Annotated in this window: 18 protein-coding genes and 1 pseudogene; 15 read left to right on the top strand and 4 right to left on the bottom strand. The window is 64.7% G+C overall.

The window, feature by feature from the left end:
- The 3 genes from ACLP9N_RS31840 to ACLP9N_RS31850 all read left to right on the top strand — a co-directional run.
- The coding region (locus ACLP9N_RS31840) for an SDR family oxidoreductase (protein WP_442411134.1) at nucleotides 1-127 on the top strand (127 nt) is incomplete at its 5' end.
- Between the two features lie 43 nt (nucleotides 128-170).
- Nucleotides 171-980 (top strand): NADH-dependent enoyl-ACP reductase InhA, encoded by an 810-nt coding sequence (inhA, locus tag ACLP9N_RS31845; protein WP_442411120.1) that lies wholly within the window; start codon nucleotides 171-173, stop codon nucleotides 978-980.
- 12 nt (nucleotides 981-992) lie between these two features.
- Nucleotides 993-2,027, top strand: a complete 1,035-nt coding sequence (locus ACLP9N_RS31850) for a ferrochelatase (protein WP_442411135.1) — start codon at nucleotides 993-995, stop codon at nucleotides 2,025-2,027.
- On the opposite strand, the gene ACLP9N_RS31855 is transcribed toward ACLP9N_RS31850, so the two are convergent.
- Complete coding sequence (locus ACLP9N_RS31855) at nucleotides 2,024-2,938, bottom strand: hypothetical protein (RefSeq protein ID WP_442411136.1); 915 nt, start codon at nucleotides 2,936-2,938, stop codon at nucleotides 2,024-2,026. The two genes, ACLP9N_RS31850 and ACLP9N_RS31855, sit on opposite strands and share 4 nt — an antisense overlap.
- Before the next feature lie 57 nt (nucleotides 2,939-2,995).
- Between ACLP9N_RS31855 and ACLP9N_RS31860 the strand changes: the two genes are divergently transcribed.
- The 3 genes from ACLP9N_RS31860 to ACLP9N_RS31870 are packed head-to-tail and all read left to right on the top strand — an operon-like array spanning nucleotide 2,996 to nucleotide 4,966.
- Nucleotides 2,996-3,430, top strand: coding sequence for an NfeD family protein (locus tag ACLP9N_RS31860; protein WP_442411121.1), 435 nt, complete (start codon nucleotides 2,996-2,998; stop codon nucleotides 3,428-3,430).
- A gap of 24 nt (nucleotides 3,431-3,454) precedes the next feature.
- Nucleotides 3,455-4,600 carry an SPFH domain-containing protein gene (locus tag ACLP9N_RS31865; protein ID WP_442411122.1) on the top strand — a complete coding sequence of 382 codons (1,146 nt, stop codon included), beginning with the start codon at nucleotides 3,455-3,457 and terminating at the stop codon, nucleotides 4,598-4,600.
- Between the two features lie 9 nt (nucleotides 4,601-4,609).
- Nucleotides 4,610-4,966, top strand: a complete 357-nt coding sequence (locus ACLP9N_RS31870) for a DoxX family protein (protein WP_442411123.1) — start codon at nucleotides 4,610-4,612, stop codon at nucleotides 4,964-4,966.
- Nucleotides 4,967-5,075: 109 nt separating this feature from the next.
- Here the strand turns inward: ACLP9N_RS31870 and ACLP9N_RS31875 are convergent, their stop codons facing one another.
- Both ACLP9N_RS31875 and ACLP9N_RS31880 read right to left on the bottom strand, forming a co-directional pair.
- The gene (locus ACLP9N_RS31875; RefSeq protein ID WP_442411124.1) at nucleotides 5,076-5,375 is read right to left on the bottom strand and encodes a hypothetical protein; all 300 of its coding nucleotides are present in this window, start codon (nucleotides 5,373-5,375) and stop codon (nucleotides 5,076-5,078) included.
- A gap of 95 nt (nucleotides 5,376-5,470) precedes the next feature.
- Nucleotides 5,471-6,226: a TVP38/TMEM64 family protein gene (locus ACLP9N_RS31880; protein WP_442411125.1), complete on the bottom strand. Its 756-nt coding sequence runs from the start codon at nucleotides 6,224-6,226 to the stop codon at nucleotides 5,471-5,473.
- 205 nt (nucleotides 6,227-6,431) lie between these two features.
- Here ACLP9N_RS31880 and mutA point away from each other — a divergent pair, with 205 nt between their 5' ends.
- From mutA to ACLP9N_RS31900, 4 genes are all read left to right on the top strand, one after another.
- On the top strand, nucleotides 6,432-8,327 hold the full coding sequence (gene mutA, locus ACLP9N_RS31885; RefSeq protein ID WP_442411126.1) for a methylmalonyl-CoA mutase small subunit: 1,896 nt from the start codon (nucleotides 6,432-6,434) through the stop codon (nucleotides 8,325-8,327).
- A 2-nt stretch (nucleotides 8,328-8,329) separates the two neighbouring features.
- Nucleotides 8,330-10,594: a methylmalonyl-CoA mutase gene (scpA, locus tag ACLP9N_RS31890; protein ID WP_442411127.1), complete on the top strand. Its 2,265-nt coding sequence runs from the start codon at nucleotides 8,330-8,332 to the stop codon at nucleotides 10,592-10,594.
- Nucleotides 10,595-10,752: 158 nt separating this feature from the next.
- On the top strand, nucleotides 10,753-11,724 hold the full coding sequence (gene meaB, locus ACLP9N_RS31895) for a methylmalonyl Co-A mutase-associated GTPase MeaB (RefSeq protein ID WP_442411128.1): 972 nt from the start codon (nucleotides 10,753-10,755) through the stop codon (nucleotides 11,722-11,724).
- Nucleotides 11,725-11,856: 132 nt separating this feature from the next.
- Complete coding sequence (locus ACLP9N_RS31900) at nucleotides 11,857-13,074, top strand: serine hydrolase domain-containing protein (protein WP_442411129.1); 1,218 nt, start codon at nucleotides 11,857-11,859, stop codon at nucleotides 13,072-13,074.
- Between the two features lie 13 nt (nucleotides 13,075-13,087).
- Here the strand turns inward: ACLP9N_RS31900 and ACLP9N_RS31905 are convergent, their stop codons facing one another.
- On the bottom strand, nucleotides 13,088-13,300 hold the full coding sequence (locus ACLP9N_RS31905; protein ID WP_442411130.1) for a dodecin: 213 nt from the start codon (nucleotides 13,298-13,300) through the stop codon (nucleotides 13,088-13,090).
- 189 nt (nucleotides 13,301-13,489) lie between these two features.
- Here ACLP9N_RS31905 and ACLP9N_RS31910 point away from each other — a divergent pair.
- From ACLP9N_RS31910 to ACLP9N_RS31930, 5 genes and pseudogenes are all read left to right on the top strand, one after another.
- A pseudogene (locus tag ACLP9N_RS31910) lies at nucleotides 13,490-15,265 on the top strand (AMP-binding protein).
- A gap of 983 nt (nucleotides 15,266-16,248) precedes the next feature.
- The gene (locus ACLP9N_RS31915; protein WP_442411137.1) at nucleotides 16,249-17,982 is read left to right on the top strand and encodes an AMP-binding protein; all 1,734 of its coding nucleotides are present in this window, start codon (nucleotides 16,249-16,251) and stop codon (nucleotides 17,980-17,982) included.
- A gap of 22 nt (nucleotides 17,983-18,004) precedes the next feature.
- A complete protein-coding gene (locus ACLP9N_RS31920; protein ID WP_442411131.1) occupies nucleotides 18,005-18,190 on the top strand; it encodes a hypothetical protein in 186 nt (61 codons plus the stop codon).
- A gap of 119 nt (nucleotides 18,191-18,309) precedes the next feature.
- Nucleotides 18,310-19,554 (top strand): glycosyltransferase, encoded by a 1,245-nt coding sequence (locus tag ACLP9N_RS31925; protein WP_442411132.1) that lies wholly within the window; start codon nucleotides 18,310-18,312, stop codon nucleotides 19,552-19,554.
- A 406-nt stretch (nucleotides 19,555-19,960) separates the two neighbouring features.
- A complete protein-coding gene (locus ACLP9N_RS31930; RefSeq protein WP_442411133.1) occupies nucleotides 19,961-20,677 on the top strand; it encodes a GAP family protein in 717 nt (238 codons plus the stop codon).
- The last annotated feature ends 178 nt before the right edge of the window (nucleotides 20,678-20,855 follow it).

Below are 20,855 nucleotides of genomic sequence, written 5' to 3' on the forward strand. Positions count from 1 at the left end.
CCCGGCGAAGCGGGTTGGCACCGCCGCCGAGGTCGCCGGGGTGGTCAGCTTCCTGGCGTCCGAGGATGCGAGTTACATCTCCGGTGCGGTCATCCCGGTCGACGGCGGCATGGGTATGGGCCACTGACGAAACCAAACACTAAGACGGACCAAGACGGACTAGGACGGAAATGGCAGGACTGCTCGAAGGCAAACGGATTCTGGTCACCGGGATCATCACCGACTCGTCGATCGCGTTTCACATCGCTCGGGTGGCCCAAGAGCAAGGGGCTTCGCTGGTGCTGACCGGCTTCGACCGGCTGCGGTTGATTCAGCGCATCGCCGACCGGCTGCCGGAAAAGGCGCCGCTGATCGAACTCGACGTGCAAGACGAGAAGCACCTGGACACCCTCGCGGAGCGGGTAGCCGCCGAGATCGGCGAGGGCAACAAGCTCGACGGCGTGGTGCATTCGATCGGATTCATGCCGCAGACCGGGATGGGCATCAACCCGTTCTTCGACGCGCCCTACGAAGACGTCTCCAAGGGCATCCACATCTCCGCGTACTCGTATGCCTCGCTGGCCAAGGCGCTGCTGCCGATCATGAATCCCGGCGGTTCGATTGTGGGCATGGACTTCGACCCAAGCCGGGCGATGCCGGCCTACAACTGGATGACGGTCGCCAAGAGTGCGCTGGAGTCGGTCAACCGGTTCGTGGCGCGCGAGGCCGGCAAATACGGCGTCCGTTCGAATCTCGTTGCCGCAGGCCCGATTCGGACGCTGGCGATGAGCGCGATTGTCGGCGGTGCGCTCGGTGACGAGGCCGGTGCGCAGATCCAGCTGCTCGAGGAGGGCTGGGACCAGCGCGCGCCGATCGGATGGAACATGAAGGACGCGACACCGGTCGCCAAGACGGTGTGCGCGCTGCTGTCCGAATGGCTGCCGGCGACTACGGGGACCGTCATCTACGCCGACGGCGGCGCCAGCACCCAGTTGCTCTAAAAGAAGGTTGCTCTGGACACTAATGAATTTGACGCCGTCCTGCTGCTGTCCTTCGGTGGGCCGGAGGGACCCGAGCAGGTGCGGCCATTCCTGGAGAAGGTCACCCGGGGGCGCAATGTGCCCCCCGAGCGACTCGACGAAGTCGCCGAGCACTACCTGCATTTCGGCGGGGTGTCGCCGATCAATCGGATCAACCTGGCGCTGATCATCCAGCTACAGGCCGAACTCGCCGTTCGCGGCCTGGACCTGCCGGTCTATTTCGGGAACCGCAACTGGGAACCCTATATCGAAGACACCGTTGCGACCATGCGCGACAACGGTGTTCGTCGTGCCGCGGTGTTCACCACGTCGGCGTGGAGCGGATACTCTAGCTGCACCCAATATGTCGAGGATATCGCCCGGGCTCGACGAACGGTCGGCCCGGACGCGCCCGAATTGGTCAAGCTGCGCCCCTACTTCGACCATCCGCTTTTCGTCGAGATGTTCGCGGATTCCGTGACGGTCGCCGCCAGCACCGTGCCCGCCGACGCGCGGCTGGTTTTCACCGCGCATTCGGTCCCGGTGGCCGCGGACCGCCGCTGCGGTCCCAACCTCTACAGCCGCCAAGTCCATTACGCGGCAAGGCTGGTCGCCACAGCTGCGGGCTACAGAGACTTCGCCGACTACGACGTGGTGTGGCAGTCGCGTTCGGGTCCGCCACAGGTTCCGTGGCTGGAGCCCGATGTCGCCGACCATCTCAAGGCGCTGCAGGCCGACGCCGTCATCGTCTGTCCCATCGGGTTTGTCGCCGACCACATCGAAGTGGTGTGGGATCTCGACCATGAGTTGCGCGCGCAAGCCGAGGCGGCGGGAATGGCGTTCGCGAGAGCCGTCACGCCCAACGCGGATCGGCGATTCGCCCGGTTGGCAATAGATCTCATCGACGAACTGCGCTACGACAGGCCGCCGTCGCGAGTTAGCGGACCCGATCCGGTGCCGGGCTGTCTCGCCAGCATCAACGGTGCGCCGTGCCGTCCGCCGCATTGCGCCGCGCCGGAAAGCGATTAGTCGGACCAGGCCGAGTTCAGGATGGCGCTGACCGCCGCCATCCGCGCCGAGCGCACCACCGCGGTGAGCGGGCGCAGCGCATTGTTGGCGATCCGGGCTTCCGACGATGATTGCGGGCCAGCGGGTCCGGGCAACCGACTCAGCCCCGCGCTCACCGCGATGATCGCGTCGACGTGCGCGGCGTTCTCCAGCACCCGCACCGCCCGCGACGGCGCGTGATCCGGAATCCGGTGTTGCCGTGAGGATTCCAGCAATTGTTCGACAAGTCCCCTTGGGTCGGCGATGTCGGATGCGGCTGCTCCCAAGCCGATGGCGCCGAGTGCGTCGGCCGCCGAACGCACTGCCGAGCGCAGTGCATACTCGGCGTCTCCGAGCTCGTGGTGTTCGAACGCGGGTGCGCCGGGCAGTGAGTACACGATCCAAGACAGCGCACACAATTCGGGTGGTTCTGGATCGCCATCGGTGGCCGGGTCGGCCTCTTCGACGTCGCTATAGGCGAACTCGGGGACCAGCCCGACGGCGGTGCCGGGATCGTCGGGGTTGGTGATGATCACCGCCTCGCCCGCAGCCAGGGCATCGCGCTCGAACTGCGTGCCCGCGGCCAGCCCGCGCACGTCGCCCGGCACCGGCAACACGACGTTGATCGTGCCGCGCGACCGATCCGGGCCGCGGGGCGCCGGCGTCGTGGTTCGGCCAACCGCGGCTCGCAGCGTTTGGAGCAGCGTAACCGTGCCCGCGTCGTGCACATCGGGCCACGGCAGTCCGGTGTGACCGGCGGCGACGGCGTCATAGGCGGTGACTGATTGCAGTGGCGCCCAAAGTGATAACGAGTCCAAGACGTCGTCGGGCGCGGCCTTGCCTGCGAGCCAGGCATTGGCCCACAGGGACAACGAAACACTCGGGCACCACATGATCTGGCAGTGTAGTTGTTCGGCCCCCAGAAGGCCGATCACGCGTATTCTGGCCGCATGCTCGTCGCGCTGAGCTGGCTGATCTTCGCACTGGCGTTGGCCGGTGCGGAGGCACTCACCGGCGATATGTTCTTGCTGATGCTCGGCGGCGGCGCGCTGGCCGCGTCGGCCACCGCCTGGGTCACCGATTGGCCGATCTTGGGCGACGGTGCGGTGTTCCTGATCGTCTCGGTGCTGCTGGTGGTCCTGGTTCGACCTGCCCTGCGCCGGCGGCTGACGCCGGCCGCGGGAGCGCAGATGGGAATCAAGGCGCTGGAGGGAAAAAAGGCCCTGGTGCTGGATCGGGTTGCCCGCGACGAGGGCCAGGTGAAGCTTGACGGCCAGGTGTGGACGGCGCGCCCGCTCAACGAGGGCGACGTCTACGAGCCCGGTGATTCGGTCACCGTCATGCACATCGACGGCGCGACCGCGGTGGTCTTCAGGAATATCTGACCGTATGGAGCAATAGGAGGAATGATGCAAGGCGGTGCCCTGGCTGGTCTGTTGCTTTTTGTCGTCTTGGTGGTCTTCGCGATCGTCGTGGTGGCCAAGTCGATTGCGCTGATCCCGCAGGCCGAGGCCGCGGTGATCGAACGGCTGGGCCGGTACAGCCGCACGGTCAGCGGGCAGCTGACACTGTTGGTGCCGTTCATCGACCGCATCCGCGCGCGGGTCGACCTGCGTGAGCGGGTCGTGTCGTTCCCGCCGCAGCCGGTTATCACCGAGGACAATCTGACCCTCAACATCGACACCGTGGTCTACTTCCAGGTCACCGTCCCGCAGGCGGCCGTCTACGAGATCAGCAACTACATCGTCGGCGTCGAGCAGCTCACCACCACCACGCTGCGCAACGTGGTGGGTGGCATGACGCTGGAGCAGACCCTGACGTCCCGCGACAAGATCAACGCCCAGTTGCGCGGTGTCCTCGACGAGGCGACCGGCCGCTGGGGGCTGCGGGTGGCGCGGGTGGAATTGCGCAGCATCGACCCGCCGCCGTCGATCCAGGCCTCGATGGAAAAGCAGATGAAGGCCGACCGGGAAAAGCGGGCGGTTATCCTGACCGCCGAAGGTAACCGACAGGCCGCGATCACCCAGGCCGAAGGCGCCAAGCAGGCGCAGATCCTGGCCGCCGAGGGCGCCAAGCAGGCCGCGATCCTGGCGGCCGAGGCCGACCGGCAGTCCCGGATGCTGCGCGCTCAGGGTGAGCGTGCCGCGGCCTACTTCCGGGCCCAGGGGCAGGCGAAGGCGATCGAAAAGACCTTCGCCGCGATCAAGGCCGGCCGGCCCACCCCGGAAATGCTGGCCTACCAGTACCTGCAGACGCTGCCGGAGATGGCGCGCGGCGACGCCAACAAGGTGTGGGTGGTGCCCAGCGATTTCAGCACGGCGTTGCAGGGCTTCACCAGGCTCCTGGGTACGCCGGGCGAGGACGGGGTGTTCCGGTTCCAACCGTCACCGGACGACGACCAGCCGAAGCATGCCGCCGACACCGACGACGCCGACATCGCGGACTGGTTCGCCACAGACACCAACCCGGCGATCGCGCAGCCGGCCGGCAGGACCGAGGTAATAGCCCGTCAGCCGATGGACGGCCCGGTGCAGCCACCGGAATTGACTCCATAGGATTACTGCGTGAGCACATTGACTTCACCGAAAACCTATGCGGCGCTTGCCGCTTTCCAGGCCGGCGACGCCGTCGCGTGCGCGATCCCGGTGCCTTACATCGCCAAGGTCCTGGACACCCTGGGTGTTCCCGAGAGCGTTCGCCCCGTTCTGCCCGTCGTGAAGGCTGCCTCCGCGATCGGTCTGCTGTCGGTCACCCGTTTCCCCGCCTTGGCGAGGCTGACGACGGCGATGCTGACGCTGTATTTCGTCTTTGCGGTCGGAGCCCACATCCGGGTGCGGGACAAGGTCGTCAACACCATTCCGGCGGCGTCGTTCCTGGCGACGTTCGCGGTGATGACGGCAAAGGGCCCGCACCGCAGCTAGTCACTCACTCCTCGCGAGCGTGCGCGTCTGCGCAGCGACACGCCAGTGAGCGCGGCACTCTGCGCACGCTCGCGGCACGCTCCCGGCACGCTCCCGGCACGCTCCCGGCTCAACGGGGCCCGGGCGGCAATGGCGGCAGCGGAAGTCCCCCCGACGTGGGTGCCGGCGCCGACGGCGGCGGCGAGGGGTATCCAGCCGGCGGCGTCGACGACAGCTGAGGTGGATACGGCGGCGGAGGAAGCTCGACACGGACTTTCCAGGTGATGCCGGCTATCGCGAAGACGGCGAGCGCGCCCACCGCCGTGCCGGCCAGCGCGGCGCCGATCACCACTCCGGCGGAATAGCGCCCGCGCGAGGCGGCGATCTGGTCTGCGGAACGGCCACCTGCGTCAGTGTCGTTGGGGGTCATGTGGCTTTCCACCTCGTCGGTTGTCGGTACCGAGAAAGGTAGCGGCTCAAGCCACCCGCATCAGGCTGATCTGAAAACGGGACGCTGACAAGCCGTCAGTTCGTGGCGGCCAACTCGACGGCGGGTTCGTCGTGCGGTGACTTGTGGTGCTGCTGCCGGTAGTGGCGGATCTCCAGGAACAGCCCCGTCAAACCCAACCCGCCCGTGCACACCGACACCAAGTAGAGCATCGGGCTGATGTGGCCGGCGAGCGCGTCGCCGAGGATCACCACGGCGGCGGTGCCGGGAAGCAGACCGGCCAGCGTGGCCAGCGTGTAGGGCATCAACCGCACGGCGGACGCGCCCGCGGCATAGTTCAGCGCCGCAAACGGCACAACCGGAATCAGTCGCAGCGACAGGACGGCTCGCCAGCCTCGATTGCGCAGTCGCTCGTCCACCTTGTCGACCGCCCGGTGCCGGACCAGGCGGTTCAACTGCCACCCGGCCGCGCGCACCAGCAGCACGGCCAGCACCGCGCTTGCGGCGCTGGCGGCCACCGCGATCACGACACCGAGCACCGGGCCGAACAGCATTCCGGCGGCCAGGGTGAACGCGGTGCGGGGGACCGGCACCACCGTGACGACGACGTGGGCGAGCAAAAACGCCAACGGGAACCACGGGCCCACCGATTCGGCCCAGTCCCGCAGTTGCACCGCGGTGGGCACCGGAACGAACATCGCCACCACGACCAGGATTGTGATTCCGGCCACGGTTGCGACGAACTTCGGTCGGGACACCTGACGGGCCGCAGCAGCGAGCGCGCCGGCAAAACTGCGCAGCGTGCTGGTGGTTTTTGCGGTGGCGGGAGCCATAACGTCTCCCAAGGTTACGGGGCGCAGGTGAATATCTCGTTTTCCGCGCCAGGCGTTTCGCCGCGCACAGCAGTCCCGATCGCCCCACCTCGACGGCTATTTAGAGTTTGCAATCAATTAGCCTTCTTAGTAAGTGACATTCTGAAAGCAATACGAAGCAACGCGAACCAACCCGAGCCCGTTGCTGCGAAAACAGGAGCAGTCGGTGTCCATTGACGTACCCGAGCGCGCCGACCTGGAACAGGTTCGCGGGCGCTGGCGCAGCGCGGTCGCCGGTGTGCTGGCCAAGAGCGCCCGGAAGGAACCCGCCGAATTAGGGGACGAACCCGAGCATCTGCTGGATGCCTCCACCTATGACGGGTTCGCCATCAGGCCGCTGTACACCGCTTTCGACGAGCTGCCGGAGCCGTCGTTGCCCGGTGAATGGCCGTACCTGCGCGGCGGCCCAGAAAACTCTGCGTCGCGTGACGTCAAATCGGGCTGGAAGGTCGTCGAGGCGTTTCCGGCTGCCGGGGCCCCTGGAGCCTCTGTTGGTGAGGCCAACGCGGCGGTGCTGGCCGCACTCGGCGAGGGGGTCAGCGCACTGCTGATCCGGGTAGGGGAGTCCGGCGCGGCACCGGAGCAGCTCGACGGGCTGCTCGACGGTGTGTACCTGAGCATGGCGCCGGTGATCCTCGATGCGGGCGCCGACTACCCGGCGGCGTGCGATGCCATGCTGGCGCTGGTCGCCGAGGTGGAACCCGACCAGCGCACAACGCTGTCGATAGACCTGGGTGCCGACCCGCTGACCGCCGCACTGAGCGATCGTCCCGCTCCCGCGATCGAGGATGTCGTCGCTGTCGCGTCACGGGTGGCCGCCGACCACGGCGCGCGGGCGATCACGGTCGACGGACCGGCTTTCCACAATCTGGGCGCCAATGCGACGTGGGAGCTCGCCGGCAGCCTAGCGGCCGCGGTGGCTTACCTGCGGGTGCTGACCGAAACGGGGATCCCGGTGGGCCAGGCCCTGAGGCAAATCAGTTTCCGGCTGGCCGCCGATGACGATCAGTTCATGACGATTGCCAAGATGCGAGCCGCGCGCCGACTCTGGGCGCGAGTCGCCGAGGTCGTCGGCGAGCCGGAGAGCGGCGGCGCCGTGGTGCACGCGGAGACATCGCTGCCGATGATGACCCAGCGCGACCCATGGGTGAACATGCTGCGTACCACGCTGGCCGCCTTCGGCGCCGGCGTCGGGGGCGCCGACACGGTGCTGGTCTTCCCGTTCGACATGGCCATCCCAGGCGGCTTTCCCGGCACGGCGAGAAGCTTCGCGCGCCGTATCGCCCGCAACACGCAGCTGCTGCTTTTGGAGGAGTCACACGTCGGACGGGTGCAGGACCCCGCCGGCGGTTCGTGGTTCGTCGAGGACCTCACCGACCAGCTGGCCGAGCATGCCTGGCGGCATTTCCAGGCGATCGAGGCGCACGGGGGTTTCGTCGACGCCCGTGACTTCATTGCCGGCCAGGTCGCCGAGATAGCCTCCCGCCGCACCGACGACATCGCGCATCGCAGGACCTCGATCACCGGTGTCAACGAGTTTCCCAACCTTTCCGAACCTGCACTCCCACAAGGTGATTCGCAAATCATCGCAGGAACCCTGGCACGATACGCCGCCGGGTTCGAGGCGCTGCGCGATCGCTCGGATGCCTTTTTGGCTCGCACCGGTTCACGTCCGCAGGTGCTGATGCTGCCGTTGGGTCCGCTGGCCGAGCACAACATCCGCACGACGTTCGCCACGAACCTGCTGGCCTCGGGGGGCATCGAAGCGATCAACCCGGGAACAGTCGACGCCGCCGGGGTGGCCGCGGCCGTCGCTGAAATCTCTTCCGCGGAGTCGCCGGGCGTGGCGCTGATCTGCGGCACCGACAAGCGCTACCAGGACGAGGCCGCGGGCATCGTTGCGGCGGCGCGAGACGCCGGCATATCGTGTATTTACCTGGCCGGACCGGAGAAAGCCGTGGCAGAGATAACAGACACAGCGCAGCGGCCCGACGAATACCTGACCGCGAAAATCAATGCGATCGAAGCCCTTTCGAATCTGCTTACCCGGCTGGGGGCCTAGCGATGACGACTACCGCACCGGTGATCGGCAGCTTCTCCGATATCCCGTTGAACGGCGAGCGTGCCGTGCAGCCACCCACCGAAGCCGCGGTGGAAAAGCATGTCGCCGCCACCGCGTCGGCGCACTGGTGCACGCCCGATCAGCTGGTGTGGCAGACGCCGGAAGGCATCGACGTCAAACCCGTCTACATCGGCGCCAACCGTGCGGCTGTCGAGGCCGACGGCTATCCGCTGAATAGCTTCCCGGGCGAGCCGCCGTTTGTGCGCGGGCCGTACCCGACGATGTATGTCAATCAGCCGTGGACCATCCGGCAGTACGCCGGTTTCTCCACCGCCGCGGATTCCAACGCCTTTTACCGGCGTAACCTGGCCGCCGGCCAGAAGGGCCTGTCGGTGGCCTTCGACCTGGCCACCCACCGCGGCTACGACTCCGACCATCCCCGCGTTCAGGGCGACGTCGGAATGGCAGGCGTGGCAATAGATTCCATCCTCGACATGCGACAGCTGTTCGACGGGATCGACCTGTCCGCCGTATCGGTATCGATGACCATGAACGGTGCCGTGCTGCCGATCCTGGCGCTGTATGTGGTGGCCGCCGAGGAACAGGGTGTGCCGCCGGAGAAGCTGGCGGGCACCATCCAGAACGACATCGTCAAAGAGTTCAGGGTCCGCAACACCTACATCTATCCGCCCAAGCCGTCGATGCGGATCATCTCCGATATCTTCGCCTACACCAGCGCCAAGATGCCGAAGTTCAACTCCATCTCGATCTCCGGCTACCACATCCAAGAAGCAGGTGCCACAGCCGATTTGGAGTTGGCCTACACGCTGGCCGACGGCGTCGACTACATCAGGGCGGGCCTGGACGCCGAGTTGGACATCGACAAGTTCGCGCCCCGGCTGTCGTTCTTCTGGGGCATCGGCATGAACTTCTTCATGGAGGTGGCCAAACTGCGCGCCGGTCGGCTGCTGTGGAGTGAGTTGGTCGCGCAGTTCAACCCGAAGAGCGCCAAATCGCTTTCCCTGCGCACACATTCGCAGACCTCGGGGTGGTCGCTGACCGCGCAAGACGCCTTCAACAACGTCGCCCGGACCTGCATCGAGGCGATGGCCGCGACCCAGGGCCACACCCAGTCGTTGCACACCAACGCTCTGGACGAGGCTTTGGCACTGCCCACCGACTTTTCCGCCCGGATCGCCCGCAACACCCAGCTGGTACTGCAGCAGGAGTCGGGTACCACGCGGCCGATCGACCCCTGGGGCGGCTCCTACTACGTGGAGTGGCTGACCTATCAACTGGCCCAACGTGCCCGGGCGCACATCCAAGAGGTTGCCGAGCACGGCGGCATGGCTCAGGCCATCAGCGACGGCATCCCCAAGCTGCGCATCGAGGAGGCGGCCGCGCGTACCCAGGCCCGTATCGACTCCGGTCAGCAGCCAGTAGTGGGGGTCAACAAGTACCAGGTCGAGGAGGACCAGAAAGTCGAAGTCCTCAAGGTCGAGAACAGCCGGGTGCGCGCCGAGCAACTGGCCAAACTACAAGAGCTGCGGGCAAACCGGGACCAGTCGGCTGTGGAGGCCGCGCTAGCCGAACTGAGCCGTGCCGCTGCCGCCCACTCCGGCGCAGCCGGCAAGGGGGATCAAGGCGGGCTGGGCAACAACCTGCTGGCGCTGGCCATCGATGCCGCGCGGCACAAGGCCACGGTGGGGGAGATCTCCGACGCGCTGGAGAAGGTGTATGGGCGGCACCAGGCCGAGATCCGTACTATCGCCGGCGTCTACCGTGACGAGGTGGGAAAGGCCCCCGACATCGCAGCCGCAACCGAACTAGTCGAGAAGTTCGCCGAGGCCGACGGCCGTCGGCCCCGCATTTTGGTGGCCAAGATGGGCCAGGACGGGCACGACCGAGGTCAGAAGGTGATCGCGACGGCATTCGCCGACATCGGGTTCGACGTCGACGTCGGATCGCTGTTCTCCACGCCCGAGGAGGTGGCTCGCCAGGCAGCCGACAACGACGTGCACGTGGTCGGGGTGTCCTCGCTGGCCGCCGGGCACTTGACGCTGGTGCCGGCACTGCGCGACGCGCTGGCTGAGGTGGGCCGGCCCGACATCATGATCGTGGTCGGCGGCGTCATCCCACCCGGTGACTTCGACGAGCTTTACGCTGCCGGGGCCGCTGCCATCTACCCGCCCGGGACGGTGATCGCCAACGCCGCCATCGGCTTGCTGAACAAGCTCGCCGAGCGGCTGGGGTACACGCTGGACTAGCGGTCACAATTGTCACATCCGCCACATGGGTCCCTGCCTCAGGAGACACCCTTTTTGCCCGCCTCTGAGCGACAACCTTGCCTGCGGCGGGGCGTCTTCCGAAGTTGTCGCTCAGAGGCGGGCAAATTGACTATTCCCGAGAACCGGCGGCGGTACGGATGACGTCCCAAGACTTGGCTGACGCAATCCGAAGCGGTGATCGAGCGGCGCTCCCACGCGCCATCACGCTGCTGGAATCCACTCGCGCCGACCATCGCACGCAGGCGCAGCAGCTGCTGCTCGAGTTGCTGCCGGACTCAGGCAACGCTCATCGCGTGGGCATCACCGGGGTTCCCGGGGTAGGCAAGTCGACCACCATCGAATCCCTCGGCATGTACCTGATCGAACGGGATCACCGGGTGGCGGTGCTGGCCGTCGACCCGTCCTCGACCCGGACGGGCGGATCGATCCTTGGCGACAAGACCCGGATGGCGCGGCTGGCGCAGCATCCGGACGCCTACATCCGGCCCTCCCCGACGTCGGGAACGTTGGGCGGGGTGGCAAAGGCCACCCGGGAAACAGTTGTCCTGTTGGAGGCGGCCGGTTTTGACGTGATCCTGATCGAAACCGTCGGTGTCGGCCAGTCCGAGGTGGCGGTGGCCAACATGGTCGACACCTTCCTTTTGTTGACCCTGGCGCGCACCGGCGATCACTTGCAGAGCATCAAAAAGGGTGTGCTGGAGCTGGCCGACATCGTGGTGGTGAACAAGGCCGACGGAGATCACCTGCCCGAGGCGCGGAAAGCGGCCCGGGAGCTCAAGTCGGCGCTGCGACTGATCTACCCGCACCAAACGCTTTGGCTCCCACCGGTTCTCACCATGAGCGCGCTGGAGGGGACGGGCCTGCCGGAGATGTGGGACACCGTCGAGCAGCATCGCCAGGTGCTCACCGACGCCGGCGAGTTCGAGGAGCGCCGACGGGACCAGCAGGTGGACTGGACCTGGCAGATGGTCCGCGACACGGTGCTGGACCGGGTGCTGTCCAACCCCGAGGTGCGCAAGATCCGCGCCGACGTGGAGCGGCAAGTCAAGGCGGGGGAGCTGACCCCCGCTCTGGCGGCTCAGCAAATTTTGAGGGCAGCGTCGATTTAACGGAAAGGTAACTTGTTCATTGTTTGCCCGTGGGATACGTCCGTTGGACGTAAATTCAATAGCGTGAAGGCAGAAACCCGGGTCGATCTCCGCGCGGTCCCTTCTCGCGATGCCCTTGACGCAGGTCATCGCGTGTCCGGCGCGGCGGACCCACACTTTGCTTGCGTCGTTCGTGGGTTTTCGACGATGTTCCCTGCGCGCCGATTCGGCGGCGGGGCGCTGGCGGTGTATCTCGACGGCCAACCCGTGGTCGACGTGTGGACGGGCTGGTCGGATCGACGTGGCAAATTACCATGGTCGGCTGATACTGCGCCGATGGTGTTCTCAGCAACCAAAGGCATGGCTGCCGCCGTGATCCACCGGCTCGCCGACCGGGGGCTGATCGACTACGACGCTCCGGTTGCCGAGTACTGGCCGGCGTTCGGCGCCAACGGCAAGTCGGACCTCACCGTGCGTGAGGTGATGAGACACCACGCCGGACTGTCGGGTCTGCGAGGCGCGACACAAGAAGACTTGCTCGATCACGTCGTGATGGAGGAACGGCTCGCCGCGGCGCGTCCGGGACGCTTGCTGGGCAAACCTGCCTACCATGCGCTGACCTTCGGCTGGCTGATGTCCGGGCTGGCCCGGGCGGTGACCGGAAAGGGTATGCGTGCGCTGATCCGCGAGGAGCTCGCCGAGCCGCTGGGCACCGACGGCATGCATCTGGGCCGGCCACCCGCCGAAGCACCGACGCGGGTCGCCGAGATCATCATGCCGCAGAACATCGTGGCCAATCCGGTCGTCAACTTTGTGACGTGCAAGGCCGCCCATCAGCTGTCCGGTGGATTCCGTTCCATGTACTTCCCGGGCGTGATTGGTGCCGTGCAAGGCGATATGCCGATGCTGGATGCCGAGATGCCGGCGGCCAATGGGGTAGTGACGGCCCGCGCGTTGGCGCGGATGTACGGAGCGATCGCCAACGGCGGGGAGATCGACGGCATCCGCTTTTTGTCACGCGGGCTGGTTGCCGCGCTGACCGGTGAACGGAGCCTGCAACGGGATCGGAACCTCTTCATGCCGTTGGCCTTCCACTTGGGCTACCACAGCTTGCCCATCGGGAATGTGATGCCAGGATTCGGTCATGTCGGGCTGGGCGGTTCGGTCGGGTGGACCGATCCTGCGGACGGAGTGGCTTTCGCTTTGGTGCACAACCGGTTGCTGACACCGTTTGTGGCGACCGATCATGCCGCGTTCGTCGGAATTTATGCGCTGATCCGGCAGGCGGCCCAGCGAGCCCGCAAGCGCGGCTTCCAGCCGGTGACCGAGTTCGGAGCGCCGTTCCCCGAGCCGGGAGCCGTCGCCGGCTGACGCGCCGTCGGGACTACGAATCTTCCAGGCGGAAGCCGACTTTCATCGTCACCTGAAAGTGCGCAACGGCTCCGTCCGCCAGGTAGCCACGAATTGATTGCACTTCGAACCAGTCCAGGGCGCGCGTGGTCTGCGCGGCTCGTGCCAGACCGTTGCGGATAGCCGCATCAACTCCGTCGGGTGAGGTTCCGACGATCTCGATCACGCGGTAGGTGTGGTTGCTCATCGCATCCCCTTACATTGGCAGCGGCTGGAGGATAGTCGAGATCCTGGTGATCCGAAGGCCTTTTCGTGTCGCCGCTGATGGTCAGTCAGCATTTTGAGGCTGAGGATGGTGTTCCGCCCGGTCATGGGAGAGTCGGCGGCCCAGTTTGCTGCTTTTTGGATGGGTGCATCGCCAACCGTTGCTAGGGTGATGGCTGTGGTTGTGTTTTCTATTCCGGCTGTGTTGCGAGAGCGCGATAGTTTTGAGCCCAACGATACGGCGTTCACTTTTATTGATTACGAACACGATTGGGAGGGCGTCCCGGAAAGCCTGACATGGTCACAGTTGTATCGGCGAACGCTTAACCTTGCCCAACAGCTCCGGCTTTGCGCGTCGACCGGCGACCGGGCGGTGATACTGGCCCCGCAAGGACTTGAATACGTAATTTCCTCCTAGGTGCTATACAGGCTGGGCTTATCGCGGTTCCCCTTTCGGTTCCGCTGGGTGGCGTCACCGATGAGCGTGCTAGTTCGGTGATGCGCGACGCGACGCCCGCTGTCATTCTCACGACTTCCGCGGTGGCTGACCGTGTCACCGAGTACGCGGAGCCGCGGGCGGGCGAACCCGCACCAACGGTCATCGAGGTTGACTTGCTGGAGCTCGACTCTCAGAAAGCACCCGCCGCCGGGGGTAAGAGCCTAACAAACACTGCGTATTTGCAATATACTTCCGGATCGACCCGCCAGCCCGCCGGGGTCATGGTCTCGCAGGAGAATATTCAGGCCAATTTCAAGCAGATCAATGCGGACATCTTCGCCGACTACGGGGGGGTTGCGCCGCCGGACACCACCGTAATGTCCTGGCTGCCGTTCTATCACGACATGGGTCTGTACTTGGGAATTATTTTTCCGGTCTTGACGGGATTTCGCACAGTGTTCACGAGCCCGGCGTCTTTCCTGCGTCGGCCGGCCCGGTGGATGCAAATGCTGGCAAAGCAACAGTCGCGCATTTTCGGCAGCCCCGAACTTTGCGTTCGATTTGACGGCGCGCAAGACATCAGATGACGACATGGCCGGGCTTGACCTCGGGAACGTGGCCAGCATCCTCAACGGGAGCGAACGAGTACAACCCGCGACGCTGCACCGCTTCACCGAGCGGTTCGCCCGTTTCAACTTCAAGGACAAGGTGCTCCGGCCCTCATATGGAATGGCAGAAGCAACGGTGTACCTGGCGACCCGCCAAGCCGGTCAACCACCAGAAATCGTTCATTTCGAATCCGAGAAGCTGACCGCGGGCCACGCGAAGCGGTGCGCCAGCGGGAGCGGTACGGCGTTGGTCAGTTACGGTGCGCCGCAGTCACCGATCGTGCGCATCGTCGATCCCGAGACCGATACCGAGTGTCCGGCGGGCACGGTCGGTGAGATCTGGGTGCACGGTAACAACGTCGCCGACGGTTATCGGGGCAAGCCCGAAAGCAGGGAGAACACCTTCGGCGCAACGCTTCTCGGTGCGTCGGCTGGCACGCCCGAAAAGCCCTGGCTGAGAACCGGGGATTCGGGCTTTTTCTCTGAAGGCGAGTTGTTCATCATCGGCCGCATCAAGGATCTCCTGATCGTCTACGGGCGCAACCACTCTCCTGACGACATCGAGGCGACGATCCAGGAGATCACCCGAGGCCGCTGCGTGGCACTAGCAGTTCACGAGGATGACGGCGTTGAAAAGCTGGTCACCATCATCGAACTCAAAAAGCGCGGCGACTCCCACGAGGACGCGCGGGAGCGGCTGAGCGCCATAAAAGGTGAAGTCACCTCGGCGATATCGACGTCGCACGGTCTAAGTGTGTCGGATCTCGTTCTGGTGTCTCCTGGTTCGATTCCCCTCACCACGAGCGGCAAGGCCAGACGAGCCGAGTGCGTACGGCTTTACCAGCAGGATGCATTCACTCGGTTAGACGGTCAGCAATCAAGGCCAGCAGCGATTGATTAGGTGAGCCCTGATTTTTCGGTCAACTCCTCTGCGTGGTCGATTGATCGTTTGCCGTTGCCGTTGCCGTTGCCGTTGCCGTTGGTGATGGTTGGCAACCGGTAATCTGGTACGGCGTTGGGGCCGAATAACGGTAGTGCGTGCCGATCATCTCGGTTGCGGACCTACGTGTAAAAAGTTATCAGTCCACACCTTTTCAGCCCAGGCATGCACCGGATACTTCGCTGAAGACGTGTCATCAGGAGGCCCAAGCAGCTGCGGAATTCTGTTCGGCGTGGAATTAGCTTGTGCTGGAACGGTTTGACTGGATTGTAAGTCTTCGACGAGGTCGTGGTGCACTAGCGTTGCGAAGGGTTGGGCCTTCTTCCGCGGTGCTGGCAGCGCCGCTGATTTTGGTGACGGTGACGCGGCGGCCCTCGGACAAGGCGACGCCGTCAAGCCAGCTGCTGGCCGCGGTGTAAGTGCCTTGGCAGGTCGAGTCCAGCGGGTCAGTTACCGCGGAGGACGAGGCGAACCAGTTCAGCGGTTGGCTGGCGTTGGCATTGTTGCAGGTGACAGGCCACGTGGCCTTGGGGCGCGCCAGCAGGAGGTCGCTGCTGTTAGCCTGGGTGGCGTCTCACCCTGGTCAGGCACGTGCAGCGGCGCGCGCAGTGCGCCCGCGGTGGCTGTGGCCATCAACCTTTGGCGGGCGCCCGGTTAGGCGAGCGGTGCATTCGGCGACGACCTCGGACCGGATCGTCCAGATCAGCTCGACGGTGTCCACAAGCCAGCTCAGAGCCCCTGGTCCGAGATCCGTCCGGGACCGGAGTCTCGCTTTATGTGTGCAGGTGGGAAGGCTGCAAAGTCGCCCGTCGGCGGGTTGAAAGTGCGCATTGGTGGTCGTCCGGGAGTCTACGATCGCGGCCGTCGCCCACGACGTGTCGGAGCGGATAGCGGCGTGGGCGAACCGGGGAGAACCGAGCCCGACCATTGGTAGTGTGATCGTTGTGGTGACGTTTTCTATTCCTGCTGTTCTGCGTGAACGGGCTAGTTTCCAGCCCAGCGATGCGGCGTTCACTTACATTGATTACGAACATGATTGGGAGGGCGTTCCAGAAAGTTTGACGTGGTCGCAGGTGTATCGGCGAACGCTTAACCTCGCCCAACAGCTCCGGCTTTGCGCGTCGACTGGTGACCGGGCGGTGATCCTGGCGCCCCAAGGACTTGAATACATCATTTCTTTCCTCGGCGCCATACAGGCCGGACTTATCGCGGTTCCGCTGTCGGTTCCGATGGGTGGCGCCAGCGATGACCGTGTCAGTTCGGTGCTGCGTGACGCATCGCCCTCTGCCGTTCTCACGACATCCTCTGTCGCAGGCAATATCGCCGAGTATGTCAAGTCGAAGCCTGGTGAATCCGCTCCATCGGTCATCGAGGTTGATTTGCTTGACCTGGACTCAAAGAAAGGACCCGCTGCAGAGGACGATCGTTCAGCAAATACTGCGTATTTGCAATACACTTCCGGATCGACCCGCCAGCCCGCCGGGGCCATGGTCTCGCACAAAAACATTCTGGCCAATTTTGAGCAGATCAATGCGGACTTCTTCGGGAACTACGGAGGCGTTGCCCCGCCGGACACCACTGTGGTGTCCTGGCTGCCGTTCTATCACGACATGGGTTTGTATCTGGGAATTATCCTTCCGGTTCTGACGGGATTTCCCGCTGTGATCACGAGCCCGGTGTCGTTCCTGCAGCGACCGGCCCGGTGGATGCAATTGCTGGCAAGCAACAGTCACGCATTTTCGGCAGCACCGAACTTCGCTTTCGAATTGGCGGCACGAAAAACATCAGATGACGACATGGCCGGGCTTGATCTCGGGGACGTGCTCAGCATCCTCAACGGTAGCGAGCGGGTACAACCCGCGACACTGCAGCGCTTCACCGACCGGTTCGCCCGCTTCAATCTTCACCCCAGGGTGTTACGGCCCTCATATGGAATGGCGGAAGCAACGGTGTATATCGCGACCCGCGAAGCGGGTCAACCACCAGAAATCGTTCATTTCGAATCCGAGAAACTGACCGCCGGCCACGCGGAGCGGTGCGCAAGCGGAGGCGGTACACCGCTGGTCAGTTACGGCGTGCCGCAGTCACCGGCGGTGCGCATCGTCGATCCCGAGAACAGCACCGAGTGTCCGGCGGGAACCGTCGGTGAGATTTGGGTGCACGGCAGCAACATCGCTACCGGCTATTGGGGCAAACCTGAAGGCAATGAGGGCACGTTCGGCGCAACGCTTGTCGCCGCGTCGGCTAACGCACCCGAAAAGCCCTGGCTGAGAACCGGAGATTTGGGCTTCTTCTCCGACGGCGAGCTGTTCATCATCGGCCGCATCAAGGATCTCTTGATCGTGTACGGGCGCAACCACTCTCCCGACGACATCGAGGCGACGATCCAGCAGATCACCCGAGGCCGGTGCGTGGCGATATCGGTTCCGGACGATGGCGTTGAGAAGCTGGTCATCATCATCGAAATCAACAAGCCACGGGGCGACTCCGACGAGGATGCGGGGGAGAGGCTTGGCCTCATCAAGCGTGAAGTCACCTCGGCAATATCGCATTCGCACGGTCTGGCCGTGTCGGATCTGGTTCTGGTATCCGCTGGCTCGATTCCCATCACCACAAGCGGCAAGGTCAGACGCGCCCAGTGTGTCGAGATGTATCGACGCGATCAATTCACCCCTTAGACGTATAACGTTGGGGCCAGTCGTGGGCGTAACAGCCGTCACTCCGCTGCGGTCATGGGCATCCGCACCGCACTCGCCGGATCCGGCGACATCATCGCTCGACGAACTCTGTCACGCCCTCTACAGCACCGGCATCGTCTACCCCAGCACCGGCCTGACCCTGTGCTACAGCATCAAGTTCGACCAATTACCGCGCATCAATTCCTGAGCCATCTCAGGAGTCCGACACTGCCCGAACCAACGGCGAACGACCAGTCGAAGAACGACAGGCTGACCGATGCCCTGGGCCTCGCCCGCGCGCACGGGAAGTGATAGATTTCTCTGCCGATGAAATTTGTTTTGGCAGTCCATGGAACTCGCGGTGATGTCGAGCCTTTCGCCGCAGTCGGTTTGGAGTTGCTGCGCCGAGGGCACGAAGTGCGCATGGCTGTTACGCCCAACCTTCTTGGCTTCGTCGAGTCGGCCGGGCTTGCGGCGGTCGCCTACGGGCCGGACTCGCTGGAGCTGGTCGACGAGGATCTGGTCCGCAACCTCTGGAAGCCCCAGAATCTCAAGAATCCGATCAGGTCGCTTCGCGAAGGCAAGGAGGTCTTCTACGGGGGCTGGGCCGAGATGAGCACGACGCTGACGTCGCTGGCGGACGGGGCCGATCTCATACTGACGAGCGCGCTCTACCACGAGCTCGCCGCCAACGTCGCGGAGCATTATGACATTGCATTGGTCCTCCTGCATACCGTGCCGGTCCACGGCCAGTTCATTCCGATACTGCCGTCGCCGTGGGTCCGTCCTGCGATTTCGGGGTGGTGGTGGTGGGTGTATCCGCGCCTGACGAAGGAGGCCAGGGGCGCGCAACGCCGTACACTAGGCCTGCCGAAGGTAACACGCTCGAGGCGACGGGTCATAGAACGCGAGTCGCTTGAGATCCAGGCCTACGACAAACTGTACTTGCCCAGGCTGGCACCAGAATGGAACGATCGACGACCCTGTGTCGGCGCGTTGGCGCTGGGGTTAGCGACCGATACCGATGCGGAGGTCCTGTCATGGATTGCGGCGGGAACACCGCCGATTTGCTTCGGGTTTGGCAGCGTGCCGATCGGATCTCCGGCTGACCTGCTCGCCATGATCGGGGCGGCCTGCGCCCAGTTGGGTGAGCGGGCCTTGGTTTGTTCCGGCTCGACCGACTTCAGCAACGTCCCCCATTCCGACGATGTCAAGGTCGTGGGCGTGGTCAACTACGCGGCGATCTTTCCCTCGTGCCGTGCGGCCGTCCACCACGGGGGTGCGGGCACCACGGCCGCAGGCCTGCGAGCCGGAATCCCCACGTTGGTCCTCTGGATCACGGCCGACCAGCCGATCTGGGCTGCCCAGGTCAGACGGCTGAAGGTGGGCTCCGGGCGGCGCTTTTCGACCACCACCGAGAAATCGCTGGTCGCGGACCTGCGCCGGATCCTCACCCCGCCATACGTCACCCGAGCCCGCGAGATCGCCACCCAGATGACCAAACCCGCCGCCAGCGTTACCGCCACCGCCGACCTACTGGAAGAGACCGCGCGCCTCAGGCGTTTTGGCTGACCGACGGGGGGCGCTGATCCGGCTCTACGCAGCCAAGCGTGGTTAAATCCCCTGGCGCTCAACAAGATCGCGCTATCCCGTCGAGCCGTACAGGCCGCGCCGCCGTTTGCGCACGATCTGCGGATCGAACGACCGTTGCGGTCCCCCGGCACCGCGATAGCCGTTGCGCGACTTCTTCTTCCACCCGGCCTAGCGAGCTGGTTGCCAACCGTCCCCACAACGGCTGATCACCGACAGTAGGGAGCACCATGGTCTTAACTCCTTGAACTACAACCGATCCTCTAGGCCCTCGTCCTCGCGCGGGTGTGCTGCCTAGAATTGCGATCGAAGTAGCTGGTCAGAAGTTTTTGGATCAATTTGCCTGTACCGCAGCGATACCCGCCGCGGCAAGGTAGCGTTCCTGTTCATGTGGGGTACCATGCTGCTGCTGGCGCTTCCGGCGGTGACCGACCCGGTGCGTCTAGGCATTGTGGTTCTCTTGATTTCGCAACCACGGCCGATGCGTAGTCTGCTCGCTTACTGGGTCGGCGGCATGGCATCGTTCATCGCCGTCGCGGTGGGTATGCTGTTACTGCTGCGCGGCTTTGGCCAGACGCTTGTCCACAGTATGTCTGCCGCGACTGCAAGCTCCACCGCCCAGCACATTCAAATCGCTGGTGGGTTGCTTGCGCTGCTGATCGCCGCGCGGATCGTAATGGGCTTGTCGGCCCGTCAGCGGGGGCGGGTGCTGACGCCGGGCGGTGATCCGTCGGCGCCGGTGCTGCAGCCGAGCACACCGACCGCCTTCTCGCGTCTGTGGGCCCGCGCCCACGGTACGTTGCAGGGCGGGTCGTTGTGGGTGGCGTTTGTGGCCGGCGCCGGATTGCCGCCCGTCGCGTATGTCGCACTTGCTGCCATCGCGGGATCGGGAGCCGCCGTTGGCACGCAGCTCAGCGCAGCCGTCCTATACACCATCGCTCAGCTTGCGATCGTTGAGGTTCCGCTCGTCAGTTACCTGGCGATGCCGGCCAGAACCCAAGCGGTCATGCTGCGGCTGCACAACTGGGTGCGGGCTCGCGGTCGGGAGATCCTCGCGGTCATCCTGGCTGTGGTGGGGGTCTTGCTGGTGGCCAACGGCGCCTAACCTGATATGGGGAGCATTTTGTCAAGGGGCAGGGTGAAGCGGCGGCTGCAACCGTCGTTGCGGCCGCCGCTTCGTTGACCGGATGAGCTGTGGGGTGTCGAGCGTGTCGATGTCGACGCGTTGTCAGTCTGATATACGCGGGTTGGTTACCGCAGGACGGAACTTTCGAGTCGGAGTT

It is taken from the genome of Mycobacterium sp., from assembly GCF_052144515.1.
Lineage (GTDB): Bacteria > Actinomycetota > Actinomycetes > Mycobacteriales > Mycobacteriaceae > Mycobacterium.